At 69.1% G+C, this 14,441-nt stretch carries 13 protein-coding genes; 10 read left to right on the top strand and 3 right to left on the bottom strand.

Features of this window, described 5'->3' with window-relative positions; translation table 11 throughout:
• Positions 1 to 107: 107 nt before the first annotated feature.
• The 6 genes from ACAG26_RS22640 to ACAG26_RS22665 all read left to right on the top strand — a co-directional run bounded on the left by ACAG26_RS22640 (position 108) and on the right by ACAG26_RS22665 (position 6,100).
• A complete protein-coding gene (locus ACAG26_RS22640; protein ID WP_370485319.1) occupies positions 108 to 548 on the top strand; it encodes an OsmC family peroxiredoxin in 441 nt (146 codons plus the stop codon).
• 18 nt (positions 549 to 566) lie between these two features.
• Complete coding sequence (locus ACAG26_RS22645) at positions 567 to 1,031, top strand: hemerythrin domain-containing protein (protein ID WP_370485320.1); 465 nt, start codon at positions 567 to 569, stop codon at positions 1,029 to 1,031.
• A gap of 76 nt (positions 1,032 to 1,107) precedes the next feature.
• Entirely contained in the window at positions 1,108 to 1,668 is a 561-nt protein-coding gene (locus ACAG26_RS22650; protein WP_370485321.1) for a carboxymuconolactone decarboxylase family protein, read from the top strand.
• A 297-nt stretch (positions 1,669 to 1,965) separates the two neighbouring features.
• Positions 1,966 to 3,693: an AMP-binding protein gene (locus tag ACAG26_RS22655; protein ID WP_370485322.1), complete on the top strand. Its 1,728-nt coding sequence runs from the start codon at positions 1,966 to 1,968 to the stop codon at positions 3,691 to 3,693.
• 60 nt (positions 3,694 to 3,753) lie between these two features.
• Positions 3,754 to 4,962: a glycosyltransferase gene (locus tag ACAG26_RS22660; RefSeq protein WP_370485323.1), complete on the top strand. Its 1,209-nt coding sequence runs from the start codon at positions 3,754 to 3,756 to the stop codon at positions 4,960 to 4,962.
• A gap of 10 nt (positions 4,963 to 4,972) precedes the next feature.
• The gene (locus ACAG26_RS22665; RefSeq protein WP_370485324.1) at positions 4,973 to 6,100 is read left to right on the top strand and encodes an NAD(P)H-dependent flavin oxidoreductase; all 1,128 of its coding nucleotides are present in this window, start codon (positions 4,973 to 4,975) and stop codon (positions 6,098 to 6,100) included.
• Here the strand turns inward: ACAG26_RS22665 and ACAG26_RS22670 are convergent.
• Positions 6,097 to 7,062 carry an alpha/beta hydrolase gene (locus tag ACAG26_RS22670; protein ID WP_370485325.1) on the bottom strand — a complete coding sequence of 322 codons (966 nt, stop codon included), beginning with the start codon at positions 7,060 to 7,062 and terminating at the stop codon, positions 6,097 to 6,099. The genes ACAG26_RS22665 and ACAG26_RS22670 overlap by 4 nt on opposite strands.
• Positions 7,063 to 7,213: 151 nt before the next feature.
• On the opposite strand from ACAG26_RS22670, the gene ACAG26_RS22675 reads away from it, so the two are divergent.
• Positions 7,214 to 7,585: an amino acid-binding protein gene (locus ACAG26_RS22675; protein WP_370485326.1), complete on the top strand. Its 372-nt coding sequence runs from the start codon at positions 7,214 to 7,216 to the stop codon at positions 7,583 to 7,585.
• Positions 7,586 to 7,587: 2 nt separating this feature from the next.
• Here ACAG26_RS22675 and ACAG26_RS22680 read toward each other — a convergent pair whose 3' ends face one another.
• Positions 7,588 to 8,439, bottom strand: coding sequence for a class I SAM-dependent methyltransferase (locus tag ACAG26_RS22680; protein ID WP_370485327.1), 852 nt, complete (start codon positions 8,437 to 8,439; stop codon positions 7,588 to 7,590).
• A 61-nt stretch (positions 8,440 to 8,500) separates the two neighbouring features.
• Between ACAG26_RS22680 and ACAG26_RS22685 the strand changes: the two genes are divergently transcribed.
• Positions 8,501 to 8,941, top strand: coding sequence for a winged helix-turn-helix transcriptional regulator (locus ACAG26_RS22685; protein ID WP_370485328.1), 441 nt, complete (start codon positions 8,501 to 8,503; stop codon positions 8,939 to 8,941).
• Between the two features lie 228 nt (positions 8,942 to 9,169).
• On the top strand, positions 9,170 to 12,313 hold the full coding sequence (gene ileS / locus ACAG26_RS22690; protein WP_370485329.1) for an isoleucine--tRNA ligase: 3,144 nt from the start codon (positions 9,170 to 9,172) through the stop codon (positions 12,311 to 12,313).
• A gap of 73 nt (positions 12,314 to 12,386) precedes the next feature.
• On the opposite strand, the gene ACAG26_RS22695 is transcribed toward ileS, so the two are convergent.
• Entirely contained in the window at positions 12,387 to 12,953 is a 567-nt protein-coding gene (locus ACAG26_RS22695) for a class I SAM-dependent methyltransferase (RefSeq protein WP_370485330.1), read from the bottom strand.
• 110 nt (positions 12,954 to 13,063) lie between these two features.
• Here ACAG26_RS22695 and ACAG26_RS22700 point away from each other — a divergent pair, with 110 nt between their 5' ends.
• Entirely contained in the window at positions 13,064 to 14,422 is a 1,359-nt protein-coding gene (locus ACAG26_RS22700; protein WP_370485349.1) for a DNA polymerase IV, read from the top strand.
• Positions 14,423 to 14,441: the final 19 nt, after the last annotated feature.

Consider the following 14,441-nt stretch of genomic DNA (forward strand, 5'->3'; position numbering starts at 1 on the left):
CCCATGCTGCCGGTCGATCAACGGCGGCGACCATGGTCTAGGTTTGCCCAAGTGCATCTTGTATAAATACAACGACCGGTTGAGGCGCGACAGAGGAGTCGATTCGGATGAGCATTGCGGAGCGGACCGCTCAGACCACCTGGGAAGGGCCACTGGCCTCGGGCACGGGCACGCTGCGTGAGGGGAGCAGCGGAGCCCTCGACGGCCTGCAGGTGAGCTGGGCGGCCCGCACCGAGCAACCGGGCGGCAAGACCAGCCCCGAGGAGCTGGCGGCCGCGGCGCATTCGTCGTGCTTCGCGATGGCGTTGTCGCTGAAGCTCGGCGCGAACAACACACCGCCGCAGCGGCTCGAGGTGGCCTCCACCGTCACCCTCGACGAGGTCGACGGCGTCCCGACCATCACCACGTCGCGGCTGCGGGTCCGTGCCCAGGTGGCCGGCTTGGACGCGGATCGTTTCGCCGCGGTGGTCGACGAGGCGGCGGCGCTGTGCCCGGTGTCGCGGCTGTTCGCCGGCGCCACGATCACCGTCGACGCCCAACTCGCCTGACGCGATCGGGGACCCGCCATGTCCGAGCAGACCGTGTCGGCCGTCTTGGAACGCGAGCATCGTGACATCGACAGCGCCATCGAGGTTTTCCTCGCGAAGCTGGATGCCGGCACCGTGCAGCCCGAACCGCTGACGGCGGCGCTGGCGGCGCTGCGCCGCCACATCTATATCGAAGAGGTGTTCTTGTTCCCGCCGGTGCGGGAGGCCGGCCTGGTGATGCCGGTCTTCGTGATGCTGCGTGAGCACGGCGAACTGTGGCAGACGATGGACGCGCTGACCGCGCTGCTGGCCGCCGGATCCGACATCGGGTTGCGGGACACCTGCCGCCGGCTGCTGGCGCAACTCGATCAGCACAATGCCAAGGAAGAGCCGATCATCTATCCGCAGGCCGCCACCGCGTTGCCGTCGCACACCAGCGCCGAGCTGCTGCGTTTCGTCGACACCGGGCACACCCCGGACGGGTGGGTGTGCCAGCGGGCCTGACGCGTGTCAGTGATTGATTGACACATCTGTCGGGACGTTCTTACGGTGCGTGTATGTCGCACGCCGCGGTGACACCGTGACCGGCCCCCGGATCCCCAAGTTGCCGCTGGCCGAGGCCCAAGCCGCCGCCGACGAAGCCGGTGTGCCCGATTACATGGCGGAGCTCAACATCTTTCAGGTGCTGCTCAACCATCCGCTGTTGGCGCGGACCGTCAACGACCTGCTGGCCACCATGTTGTGGCACGGCGAATTGGACGCCCGGTTGCGCGAGCTGGTGATTATGCGGATCGGCTGGCTGACCGCCTGCGACTACGAGTGGACCCAGCATTGGCGGGTCGCCTCGGGTCTGGGTGTCTCGGCCGAGGATCTCGTCGGGGTGCGAGATTGGCCCAACCACAGCGGCTTTGGGTCGACCGAACGCGCGGTGCTGGCTGCCGCCGACGACGTGCTGCGCGACGGCGCGGTGAGCGCCGCGTCGTGGGCGGCCTGCCAGCAGGCACTGGGATCCGAGCTCGAACTGATCGAACTGGTCACCGCGATCGCGGCGTGGCGGATGATCGCGTCGATCCTGGCCAGCCTGAAGGTCCCGCTGGAAGACGGGGTGCAGAGTTGGCCCCCCGACGGCCAGCCGCCGTGATCGTCGACGGCCGCCCGGACATCGAGGTCGCCCAGCCGATCGGCGGGACGTGTGGCGTAGCGTCAGCCGCGCCTTTACGCTGGGGCCGGGCAGCTTCGCCGAGCGGGAAGGTGCCCCGTTGCTGATCCCGCCGGCGCCCAACGCCATCGTCCGCGGCGAGATCGGTGTGTGGTTCGCGTGGCGCCGCTCTGGAGGCTGGGCGTGGCGGAGCTGGCCCCGGCGGGCACCGGATCACCGCTGACGTGCATGGCTCCACGTTCGGCCGGGCGCCGGGCGCCGACAGGAAGGTACCGCCCCATGACCGACACTTCGCTCACCGGCGTGCTGCGCGAGCGTGCCAGCCTGCAGCCCGACGACGACGCGTTCACCTACATCGATTACGACCACGACTGGGACGGTGTTGCCCACACCGTGACCTGGGCGCAGCTGTATCGGCGGGTGCTCAGCCTCGCCGACGAGCTGCGGGGACACGCCGCCTCGGGGGACCGCGCCGTCATTGTGGCGCCCCAGGGGCTCGAGTACGTCGTGGCGTTCCTCGGCTCGTTGCAGGCCGGGCTGATCGCGGTGCCGCTGTCGGTGCCGATGGGCGGTGCCACCGATGAGCGAGTGGCCGCGGTGCTGCGCGATGCGTCGCCCGCCGTGCTGCTGACGACATCGTCGGTCGCCAACCTGGTAAGCGAGTACGCGGTGCCCCAGCAGGATCAGCCGGCGCCGGCGGTCGTCGCGGTGGACGCGCTGGACCTGGACACCCGGCGGCGCTCGACCGGCAAGCGGGAGGCCCCGCCGGCCACGGCGTACCTGCAATACACGTCCGGGTCGACCCGGACGCCGGCCGGGGTGATGATCTCGAATGCCAACCTGACGACCAACTTTCGGCAGATGATGTGCGACTTCTTCCCGGAGTACGGCAAGGTCGCTCCGCCGGGTACCACGGTCGTGTCGTGGCTGCCGTTCTACCACGACATGGGTTTGATGCTGGGCGTGTGCGGCCCGATCCTGGGCGGCTGGCGCACCGTGATCATGAGTCCGGTGTCCTTCCTGCAGCGACCCGCGCGGTGGATGCAAGCGGTGGCCCGGCACCCTCGGGTGATGACGGCCGCGCCGAACTTCGCGTTCGACTTGGCGGCCGGCCGAACCTCGGACGACGACATGGCCGACCTTGACCTCGGCGATGTGCTGGCCATCTACAGCGGCGCCGAGCGGGTGCAGGTCAGCACGCTGCACCGGTTCGCTCAGCGGTTCGCGAAATTCAACCTCCGCGAGGAGGTGATCCGCCCGTCGTACGGGCTTGCGGAGGCGACGCTGTACGTGGCGACCGGCGGATCGGGCCGCCCGCCGAAAGTGGCGTACTTCGAACCCGAGAAACTGTCGGCCGGGCACGCCAAGCGGTGCGCCGACGATGACGGCACCCCCCTGGTGAGCTACGGCACCCCGCACTCGCCGGCGGTCACGATCGTGGACCCCGAGACCAGCATCGAGTGCCCGGCGGGCATCGTCGGCGAGATTTGGGCGTTGGGCGACAACGTCAGCGCCGGATATTGGCACAAGCCGGCGGAGACCGAGCGGACGTTCGGCGGAACGCTGGCCGGGGCTCCCGACGGGCGGTGGTTGCGAACCGGGGATCTGGGCTTCATCTCCGAAGACGAGCTGTTCATCATCGGCCGGATCAAGGACGTGCTGATCGTTCGCGGCCGCAACCATTACCCCGACGACATCGAAGCCACCGTCCAGCCGATATCCAAAGGCCGCGTCGCGGCGATCGCGGTCCCGGACGGCGACACCGAGACGTTGGTGGTGATCGTTGAGCTCAAGAAGCGGTCCGACTCCGACGACGAGTGGGCCCAGCGCCTTGAGCGGGTGAAAAACGATGTCGTGTCCGCGATCTCGACATCGCACGGCCTGAGCGTCGCAGACGTTGTGCTGGTGGGGCCCGGGTCGATCCCGATCACCACCAGTGGCAAGATCCGGCGCGCGGCCTGCGTTGAGCTGTACCGCGACGGGCAATTCAGCCGGTTGGACGGATAGCCCCTAGCCCGCGCGATGTCGTCAGGTTGATTTCAGAATCGCCTCGGGGAGGTTCGGTCGATGAAATTCGCGCTGGCATGCGTGGGGAGTCGGGGTGATGTCGAGCCCTTCGCCGCGGTCGGTCGCGAGTTGCTGCGCCGGGGCCACGACGTGCGCATGGCGTTTCCGCCGAACATGCTTGGTTTTATCGAGTCGGCGGGGCTTGCCGCGGTCGGCTACGGCCCGGACGCGCGGGCGTTGCAGGACCCTGATTTTGTCCGCAGCTTCGGGCCGGCCCGGAGCCCTGCGAATGTGCTCGGGGAAATCATGGAACAGGTCACCCAATTCTGGCCGCAGATGGGTACGACGCTGACATCGCTCGCGCACGGGGCCGACCTCCTCCTGACCGAGGCGAGCTCGCAGGGATTGGCCGCCAACGTGGCGGAATATTACGGCATTCCGCTGGCTACGCTGCGCTTCTTCCCTGCGCTGGATACCGAGCCGGACGACCCGTGTGGGCCCGTCGTCACGGGTCTGCAAGATGCCCAACGCCGCGAACTGGGGCTGCCGCCGGTAACCGAACGCGGGTCGCCACCCGTCCTGGAGATCCAGGCCTACGACGAGTTTTGGTTTCCCGAGCTGGTGGCTGCATGGGCCGAGCAGAACACGCGACGGCCCTTCGTCGGCTCGCTGACGCTGGAGTTGCCCACCGACGCCGACGAAGAAGTTCTGTCGTGGATTGCCGAGGCAACGCCACCGATCTACTTCGGTTTTGGCAGCAGCGTGCGCGTCGCGTTTCCCGCTCAGGCGGTCGCGGTGATCAGCGCGGCCTGTGCACAGTTAGGGGAGCGGGCGTTAATTTGCGCTGGCGGAAGTGACTTCACCCAGGTCCCGCATTTCGACAACGTAAAGGTCGTGGATGCGGTGAATCACGCGACGGTGTTTCCGGCTTGCCGCGCGATCGTCCATCATGGGGGTGCCGGCACCACGGCCGCGGCCATGCGAGCCGGAATTCCCGCTTTGATCCAGTGGCTCTGGGTCGATCAGCCGATCTGGGCGGCTGCTGTCGAACGCTTCCAAGTCGGAATAGGGCGGCGCTTTAGTGCTGTCACCCCGGATGTACTGGTCAGGGATCTGCGCACGATCCTGAGTCCCCAATTCGCCCTTCGCGCCCGTGAGGTCGCCAGCAACGTGACGAAACCCGCCGAGAGCGTTGCCAATGCAGCCGATCTGCTGGAGGATGCGGTGCGCTCAGCTCAGACGGTTCTGCCATCCTCCGAAACCGACTAGCGTCAGCGGCATGCGAACCAAGGTTGCCGAGTTGCTCGGCGTCGAGTTCCCGATCTGCGCGTTCAGTCACTGCCGCGACGTGGTGGCCGCGGTGTCCAACGCCGGCGGCTTCGGTGTGCTGGGCGCCGTCGCGCACACCCCCGACCGGCTGGACGCCGAGCTGAGCTGGATCGAGCAGCAGACCCACGGCCGCCCGTACGGGGTGGACCTGCTGCTGCCGCCGAAATACGTCGGCGCCGACCAAGGCGGGATCGACAACACACAGGTGGCGGCCCTGCTGCCCGACGAACACCGCGCCTTCCTCGACGATCTGCTCACCCGCTACGGGATTCCGGCACCCGAGCCCAGCGCGGCACCGCCGACCGGGTCCGGGCTCAACATCTCACCCAAGGGCTATGCGCCGCTGCTGGAGGTGGCGTTCGCCCACAACATCCGGCTGATCGCCAGCGCGCTGGGGCCGCCGCCGCCGGATCTGGTCGAGCGGGCCCACACCCATGATGTCGTGGTGGCGGCGCTGGCCGGGACCACCGAGCATGCGATCCGGCACGCCGCCGCCGGGGTGGACCTGATCGTCGCGCAAGGCACCGAGGCCGGCGGGCACACCGGCGAGGTCGCGACGATGGTGCTGGTCCCCGAAATCGTGGATGCGGTGGCGCCGGTCCCGGTGCTGGCCGCCGGCGGCATCGCCCGCGGCCGGCAGATGGCCGCGGCGCTGGCGCTGGGCGCCGAAGGAGTGTGGTGTGGGTCGGTGTGGCTGACCACCGAGGAGGCCGAGACGTTGCCGGTGGTCAAGGACAAGTTCCTGGCCGCCAAATCCTCGGACACCGTGCGGTCCCGGTCGCTGACCGGCAAACCCGCCCGGATGCTGCGCAGCGCGTGGACCGACGAGTGGGCGCGGGCCGACACCCCCGACCCGCTGGGCATGCCGCTGCAGACCGCGCTGGTCGGGACCGCGCAGCGGCAGATCAACCAGGCCGCCGATCATCCCGACGCCGGCGCCCAGGACTTGGCCACTTATTTCGTCGGGCAGGTGGTGGGGTCGTTGACCAAGGTGCGCCCGACCCGCACCGTGGTGTTGGACATGGTCTCGGAATTCATCGACGCCGTGGAACGCCTCGACGGCCTGGCCGAAGGCTAGGCCCGGTCGGCGGCCGCCAGCCGCTGCTGCACAAACCGGGCGATGGTCGCGAAGGCTTCCTTGCTTTCCGGCAGGAACGGAAACAGCGCCGGGAAGGCGTGCAGCTGGTAGGGCCAGGTCCGCAGTTCGCAGGGCCGGTCCGCGGCGGTCAGCGCATCCCGCAGCCGCTCGGCATCGCAGCGCACGATCTCGGATTCCGCGGCGATCAGCAACGACGGCGGCATCGTTTCCAGGCGGCCGTTGATCGGCGCCAAGGCCTGCGCCAACTCCGCGGAAGGACAGACCTGTTCGACGAGCGTCGTCAGCACCAGCGGGATGCCGAACGCGTCGTCGCAGGCGTACGAGGTTCGCGCGGCGTCGTCCAGCTCCAACAGCGCCGAGATGCCGACCACCCCGGCCGGGGCCGGTAACCCGTCCTGCTGAACCCGCAGCGCCGTCGCGAAGGCGAGAAAGCCGCCCGCGGAGTCGCCGGCCAGCACCGTTTTCGCCGGGTCGGCGCCCTGCTCGAGCAGCCAGCGGTAGGCCTGACAGCAGTCCTGCAGCGAACCGTCCACCGCCACGGCGGGATGCTGCCGGTAGTCGATGTGCACGACCGGCAGGCGGGTGCGTCGAGCCAGCGCCACCACCGCGCGCAAGTGGGTATCCAGGCCGCCGGTGATGAAGCCCCCTCCGTGGAAGTAGAGGATGACGCCGTCGCCGATCGGTGCGGTGCAGTCCGCGCTGCGGACGGTTTCGGTGGGGACCTCGGTGTGATGACGCGTGATGCGGATACCGCGCAGGGGCTGTCTGCGCTGTAGCCGCGCCAGGGTGTTGACGCGGCGGCCAACGCGGCTGAGTCGGTCGGGAACCGGCCGGCGGCCGTTGCCCACCACCAGGCGGCGCACCATCGGCGGCAGCACGCGACGCGAAGAGCCGTAGATCACCCGGGCCCGCCGGCTGGGTTTGGGTGCCGACACCGACATCGAGAAACCCCTTTCGGTGGCGCGCCGGCAAGCCCCGGGCGCGTCGTCGCGCAATGTAGCTACGCCGCGTCGGCAATGTCAATCAGTGCGCCTACCAGCGGCGCAAAGCGCAGTAGCGTAGGGAGCACGAGTGGCCCGAAGGGAGCACGCGATGGCGACCGATCTGACGCTCTACCTCGATGACGAACCCGGCGAGCTGGCCCGGGTGGGGGACCTGTTGGGCACCGCGGCCGTCAACATCGCCGGGCTGTGCGCCCTGACCAGCGGCGGGCAGGCCGAGCTGCACATCCTGGTCTCGGACGCCACCCGGGCGTTCGAGGCGCTCGAACACGCCGGCATCCAGATCGCCGAGGAGCAGGAGGTCGTCGTCCTCGATGTCGAGGACCGGCCCGGCGCGTTGGCCGAAGCCATCCACAAGCTCGGCGTGGCCAACGTCAACCTGGCCACGGCCTATCTGGCGTCGCACACCCGGCTGGTGTTGGCCGCCGACGATTTGGCCGGCGCGAAGGCGGCGTTGGGCTAGAGCTAGGCGGGCACCAGGCGGGTGACGGCGCTCCAGCGGCTGTTTCCCGGGTTGCGCGGGTCCGGTTGGGGCAGTCGGGCCGCCACCCGGTACCAGAACGGCAAGCGATGGAACCGGTTGGCGGCCACCAACATCGACTCGGCCTCCACCGGGTTCCAGCCCAGCTCCTCGAAGTAGGCCAGGCCGTTGGCGGCGCCGAACTTGAACGGGGCGTTGTCCAACAGGCCGGCGGTCTTCTTGGTCATCCACTTCTTCAGTCCCGCGCCCCAGAACTCCAGCAGCCACCACGCGATCGCCGGGCGCTTGAACGACTCCGACAGCGCGGCGACATCGTGGGGCTCCAGGTACATCAGCAGCCCCTCGGTCAGCACCAGGGCCTGGTGGGCGCCGGCCAGCGCCTCGTCCAGGAACGCGTCGCGGGCGGCGGGGTCGGCGAGGTCGACGGCGCGGCGGGTCAGTTGGCAGCGTGGCGCCTGATCGGCCAGCGCTTGCTCCTTCTCCGCCAGCAGCGCCGGCAGATCCGCCTCCACCCATCCGAAATCCGCCGGCAGGTCCAGGCGGTAGGGCCGGGTGTCCAACCCGGCCGCCAGGTTGAGCACCCGGTCGCAGCCCTCACCGATCGCCTTGATCACGATGTCGTCGATCAGCTTGGTGCGGGCGATCAGGGCAAAGCTGACCCGGGGCGCCGCCGCGACGATCGCGTGGCCGCGCTCGCCGGCGAGCCGGTCGGCCAGCGGGTCGTCGAACAGGGCGTCGGGGCGGGCCGATTCGACGGCCCGATACGCCGCGATCCAGCGCGCCGTGTCGGAAACGTTGGCAATGAGGGGTTCGGGCCCCGCCGTGGGTCGCGTCATACAACTCACCCTACGATAGTGAGTCGCGTGACACAACTCAGGTGCTTATCATGGTGGAACCATGTTAGACCGCGAGTACCCCGACCAGGTCTGCTCCATCGCCCGCGCCCTGGAGGTGATCGGGCAACGCTGGTCGCTGTTGGTGGTCCGGGACGTCTTCCTGGGTCGGCATCGCTTCGATGAGCTGTGCGCCAGCACCGGTATCACCCGCAGTGTGTTGACCGCCCGGCTCAACCACTTGGTCGCCGAGGGCGTGCTGCACCGGCGGGCCTACCAAAGCCGGCCGGAGAGATTCGAGTACCACCTCACGGACAAGGGCCGCGGGCTGCTGCCGGTGCTCGCCCACCTGATGGCGTGGGGCGACCGGTACTACGCCGAACCCGACGGGCCGCCGCTGCGATTGGAACACCGCGGCTGCGGCGGACACGTGCAGGACCGGCTGCGCTGTGACCGCTGCGACGACGCCCTGATCCCCGCGGACATCCGGCCCCGCCCGGCCTGAACCGTGGCATTTGCGCCGGCCCGTAGAATCGACCCAACGGCGTCGATCCGGCCATCACCGGGGAGCCTTCGGAAGAACAGCTCAGGCCCAGTAGAACCGAACGGGTAGGCCCGTCACAGCCGTCATCGAGCGGTCGCGCGCACGCGCGGCAAGCGGGGTGGTACCGCGGCGCTCGCGCAGCAGCGCGTCGTCGTCCCCGGCCAGACAGTTGGCGCATGGAGACGACGTTTGACCGAGCACACTTATCCGAAACTGGGTGCCCCCGATTTCCCGGCAGCCGAAGTCGAGGTTCTCGACTACTGGGCCGCCGATGACACCTTCCGGGCCAGCGTCGCCCGCCGCGACGGCGCCGAGGAATACGTGTTCTACGACGGGCCGCCCTTCGCCAACGGGCTGCCGCACTACGGTCACCTGCTGACCGGCTACGTCAAGGACATCGTGCCGCGGTACCGCACCATGCGGGGTTACAAGGTGGACCGCCGGTTCGGCTGGGACACCCACGGCCTGCCCGCCGAACTCGAGGTGGAGCGTCAGCTCGGCATCACCGACAAATCCCAGATCGACGCCATGGGCATCGCCGCGTTCAACGAAGCCTGCCGCGAATCGGTGCTGCGCTACACGTCCGAATGGCAGGCCTACGTCACCCGGCAGGCCCGTTGGGTGGACTTCGCCAACGACTACAAGACGCTCGATCCGTCCTACATGGAGTCGGTGCTGTGGGCGTTCAAGCAGCTGTGGGACAAGGGCCTGGCCTACGAGGGCTACCGGGTGCTGCCGTATTGCTGGCGCGACGAAACCCCGCTGTCCAACCACGAACTGCGGATGGACGACGACATCTACCAAAGCCGCCAGGACCCGGCGCTGACGGTCGGTTTCGCGGTCGCCGACGGGGACCTGGCCGGCAGCCATCTGCTGGTGTGGACCACCACCCCGTGGACGCTGCCGTCGAACATGGCGGTGGCGGTCAACCCGGACGTGACCTATGTGCAGGTGGCCGCGGGGCAGCGGCGCTACGTGCTCGCCGAAGCCCGGCTGGGCGCCTATGCGCGTGAACTCGGCGAGGAACCGCAGGTGCTGGGCACCTACCGGGGCGCCGACCTGTTGGGCATCCGGTATCTGCCGCCGTTCGGATACTTTATGGACTCCACCAACGCCTTTCAGGTGTTACCCGGCGAGTTCGTCACCACCGAGGACGGTACCGGGATCGTGCACCTGGCCCCGGCCTACGGCGAGGACGACAAGGAAACCGGCGACCGGGCCGGCATCGTGCCGGTCACCCCGGTCGACGCCAAGGGCCGTTTCGACGACAGCGTCCCGGACTACGCCGGTCAGCACGTCTTCGACGCCAATAAGGCGATCATCGCCGACCTGAAAAACGGCACCGGTCCGGCGGCGGCCAACGGCGCGGTGCTGCTGCGCCACGAAACCTACGAGCACCCGTACCCGCACTGCTGGCGGTGCCGCAACCCGCTGATCTACCGCGCGGTGTCGTCGTGGTTCGTCGCGGTCACCGAGTTCCGGGACCGCATGGTCGAGCTCAACGAGCAGATCACCTGGTATCCCGAACACGTCAAGGACGGCATCTTCGGCAACTGGCTGCGGGGCGCCCGGGACTGGTCGATCTCCCGGAACCGCTACTGGGGCACCCCGATTCCGGTGTGGAAATCCGACGATCCGGCCTATCCGCGCATCGACGTGTACGGCAGCCTAGACGAGCTGGAACGCGATTTCGGGGTGCGGCCGGATAACCTGCACCGGCCCTACATCGACGAGCTGACCCGACCCAACCCGGACGACCCGACCGGTCGCTCGGTGATGCGGCGCATCCCCGATGTGCTCGACGTGTGGTTCGACTCCGGCTCGATGCCCTACGCGCAGGTGCACTACCCGTTCGAGAACCAGAAGTGGTTCGACGGGGTCAGCGGCGACGGCGGTGAGGCGGGCGCCGACGCGCACTACCCGGGGGATTTCATCGTCGAATACATCGGGCAGACCCGCGGCTGGTTCTACATGATGCATGTGCTGGCCACCGCGCTGTTCGACCGACCGGCGTTCAAAACCTGTGTGGCGCACGGCATCGTGTTGGGCAGCGACGGGCAGAAGATGAGCAAGTCGCTGCGCAACTACCCCGACGTCACCGAGGTATTCGACCGGGACGGCTCCGACGCCATGCGGTGGTTTTTGATGGCGTCACCGATCCTGCGCGGCGGCAACCTGATCGTCACCGAACCCGGCATCCGGGAGGGGGTGCGCCAGGTGATGCTGCCGTTGACCAACGCCTACAGCTTCCTGGCGCTGTACGCCCCCAAAGCCGGTAGGTGGCGCACCGATTCGTCGCACGTGCTGGACCGCTACATCCTGGCCAAGCTGGCCACGCTGCGCGACGACCTGACCGCGGCGTTGGATGTCTGCGACATCTCCGGGGCGTGCGAGCAGCTGCGGCTGTTCACCGAGGCGTTGACGAACTGGTATGTGCGGCGCTCCCGGCAGCGGTTCTGGGACGAGGACGCCGACGCGATCGACACCCTGCACACCGTGCTGGAGGTCACCGCGCGGCTGGCCGCGCCGCTGCTGCCGCTGACCACCGAGGTGATCTGGCGCGGTGTCACCGGCGGACGCTCGGTGCATTTGACCGACTGGCCCGAGGCTGGCGCCGCACCGGCCGACCCGGAGCTGGTGGCGGCGATGGACCAGGTTCGGGAGGTGTGCTCGGCGGGGTCGTCGCTGCGCAAGGCGCACCGGCTGCGGGTGCGCCTGCCGCTGCCGAAACTGACGGTGGCGGTGGACAATCCGCAGCTGCTGGCGCCGTTCACCGCCCTGATCGCCGACGAGCTCAACGTCAAAGCCGTCGAGCTCACCGACGACATCGCCCGCTACGGACGGTTCGAGCTAACCGTCAACGCCCGGGTCGCCGGGCCGCGGCTGGGCAAGGACGTGCAGGCCGCGATCAAGGCGGTCAAAGCCGGCGACGCGGTGATGAATGACGACGGCACGTTGACCGCCGGCCCGGCGGTGCTGCAACCGGAGGAATACAGTTCCCGGCTGGTGGCCGCCGACCAGGAGTTCACCGCCGCGCTGCCCGACGGGGCCGGCCTGGTGGTGCTCGACGCCGCGGTCACCCCCGAACTGGAGGCCGAGGGCTGGGCCAAGGACCGCATCCGCGAACTGCAGGAGCTGCGCAAGTCGACCGGTCTGGAGGTGTCGGACCGGATCAGCGTGGTGATGGCGGTGCCGGCGGAGCGCGTGGCGTGGGCGCAGGCGCATCAGGAGCTGATAGCCCGCGAAATCCTGGCCACCCGCTTCGAGTTCGGCGAACCCGTCGATGGTGTGGACATCGGTGACGGGGTGACGGTCTCGATCGTCAAGGTTTAGCCGCCGAGCAGACGCAAAAGCCCCTAAAACCAGGCCGCGGAGGGGGCTTTTACGTCTGCTCGCGGCCGAAACGTCAGGCCTTGACCGCGCGCCAGCGCTGACGGCCGTCCCTGACCTCGACCTGCACATCGCTGAATCCGGCCTCGCGCAACCGATCCGGCAGCGTGTCGGGCGGCACCGGGTTGTAGGTGTCGCGGATGTGCAACAGCCGAAACGACATCGAGTGCACGCCGTCGCTGCCGGCGAACACGCCGCCCGGGGCCAGTACCCGGTACGCCTCGGCGAACAACCGGTCCTGCAGCGGCGGGGTCGGCACGTGATGCAGCATCGTGAAGCACACCACCGAGCTGAAGTCCTCGGCGGGCAGCCCGGTGTCGGTGCCGTCCCCGTTGATGATCCGCGCCCGGCCGCCGTATTTGTCCTGCAGCCGCGCGGCCATCGGTGCGTCGATCTCCACCGCGGTCAGCCGCGGCGTCTGCTCCACCAGGCACCGCATGTTGGCGCCGTATCCGGGCCCGATCTCCAAGGTGTTGGCGCCGAGATCCACCTCGGCCAGCGCCCAGGGCAGCAGCTTCTGCTCGACGCTGCGCGCCCAGTAGTTGGAGCTACAACACAGTCGGTGCACCAGATTCATCGCCATCCGGCGAACGCTACCCACCGAAGCCGACGGTGGGAACCGGTTTTCTTCTGCGGCGCCGCGGTGCCGCCGGGCCTTTAGCATCAGCTGTTGTGCACGAACGTGGGCGCTGGGTGCTGCACCTGGACATGGACGCGTTCTTCGCGTCGGTGGAGCAGCTCACCCGGCCCACGCTGCGCGGCCGCCCGGTGCTGGTGGGCGGGCTGGGCGGACGCGGCGTGGTGGCCGGTGCCAGCTACGAGGCCCGGGTGTTCGGGGCCCGCTCGGCGATGCCGATGCATCAGGCGCGCCGGCTGGTCGGCGCGCCGGCGGTGGTGTTGCCGCCGCGCGGCGTGGTTTACGGGGTGGCGAGCCGCCGCGTCTTCGAGACGGTGCGCGCGGTGATCCCGGTCGTCGAACAGCTGTCCTTCGACGAGGCGTTCGGGGAGCCCGCCGAGCTGGCCGGGGCCTCAGGTGCAGCGGTCGAAGACTTCTGCGAGCGGCTGCGGCGCCGGGTGCGCAGCGAAACCGGCCTGGTGGCCTCGGTCGGCGCCGGGTCGGGCAAACAGATCGCCAAGATCGCGTCCGAGCTGGCCAAACCCGACGGCATCCGGGTGGTGGGCCGCGCCGAGGAACGCGCCTTGCTCGACGGGTTGCCGGTGCGCCGGCTGTGGGGCATCGGCCCGGTGGCCGAGGAGAAGCTGCACCGGCTGGGCATCGAAACGATCGGGGAGCTGGCCGCGCTGGCCGACACCGAGGTGGCCAGCATCCTCGGTGCGACGATCGGGCCGGCGTTGCACCGGCTGGCCCGCGGCATCGACGACCGCCCGGTCGCCGAACGCGCCGAGGCCAAACAGATCAGCGCCGAATCCACCTTCCCCGCCGATCTGACCACCCTTGAGCAGTTGCGCCACGAGGTCGGCCCGATCGGGGAGCACGCCTACCAGCGGCTGCTGCGCGACGGCCGCGGCGCCCGGACCGTCACGGTGAAGCTGAAGAAGTCCGACATGAGCATCCTGACCCGCTCGGCCACGTTGCCGTATGCGACCACCGACTCCGCGGCGCTGATCGCGGCCGCCCGGCGGTTGCTGCTGGACCCGCAGCAGATCGGGCCGATCCGGTTGCTCGGGGTGGGTTTTTCCGGTTTGAGCGACGTACGCCAGGAGTCGCTGTTCCCGGACCTGGAACTGGCATCGGAGGCGCCGGAAACGTCGGCGGCCCAGCAGCCGGAGCTGTCCATTCCGCCCGAGGTTGCGCCCTGGCGGGTCGGCGACGACGTGGCGCATCCCGAGCTCGGGCACGGCTGGGTGCAGGGCGCGGGCCACGGCGTGATGACGGTGCGGTTTGAGACCCGCAGTTGCGGCCCCGGGCCGGTGCGGACGTTTCCCGTCGACACGGCCGCGATCAGCCGCGCCAACCCGGTGGACAGCCTGGACTGGCCCGATTTCGTCGCCAAGCTCGCGGCCGAGGACGCGCACCCCGAGATGCTGTAGGACAGCGCGCACCACGGCA

Source organism: Mycobacterium sp. pUA109 (genome assembly GCF_041287095.1).
Taxonomy (GTDB): domain Bacteria; phylum Actinomycetota; class Actinomycetes; order Mycobacteriales; family Mycobacteriaceae; genus Mycobacterium.

What these genes read in the sequence shown, in the direction of transcription:
- ACAG26_RS22640 (WP_370485319.1), top strand. Translation starts at nt 108, where the DNA reads ATGAGCATTGCGGAGCGGACCGCTCAGACCACCTGGGAAGGGCCACTG.
- ACAG26_RS22645 (WP_370485320.1), top strand. Translation starts at nt 567, where the DNA reads ATGTCCGAGCAGACCGTGTCGGCCGTCTTGGAACGCGAGCATCGTGAC.
- ACAG26_RS22655 (WP_370485322.1), top strand. Translation starts at nt 1,966, where the DNA reads ATGACCGACACTTCGCTCACCGGCGTGCTGCGCGAGCGTGCCAGCCTG.
- ACAG26_RS22660 (WP_370485323.1), top strand. Translation starts at nt 3,754, where the DNA reads ATGAAATTCGCGCTGGCATGCGTGGGGAGTCGGGGTGATGTCGAGCCC.
- ACAG26_RS22665 (WP_370485324.1), top strand. Translation starts at nt 4,973, where the DNA reads ATGCGAACCAAGGTTGCCGAGTTGCTCGGCGTCGAGTTCCCGATCTGC.
- ACAG26_RS22670 (WP_370485325.1), bottom strand. Translation starts at nt 7,062, where the DNA reads ATGTCGGTGTCGGCACCCAAACCCAGCCGGCGGGCCCGGGTGATCTAC.
- ACAG26_RS22675 (WP_370485326.1), top strand. Translation starts at nt 7,214, where the DNA reads ATGGCGACCGATCTGACGCTCTACCTCGATGACGAACCCGGCGAGCTG.
- ACAG26_RS22680 (WP_370485327.1), bottom strand. Translation starts at nt 8,439, where the DNA reads ATGACGCGACCCACGGCGGGGCCCGAACCCCTCATTGCCAACGTTTCC.
- ACAG26_RS22685 (WP_370485328.1), top strand. Translation starts at nt 8,501, where the DNA reads ATGTTAGACCGCGAGTACCCCGACCAGGTCTGCTCCATCGCCCGCGCC.
- ACAG26_RS22695 (WP_370485330.1), bottom strand. Translation starts at nt 12,953, where the DNA reads ATGGCGATGAATCTGGTGCACCGACTGTGTTGTAGCTCCAACTACTGG.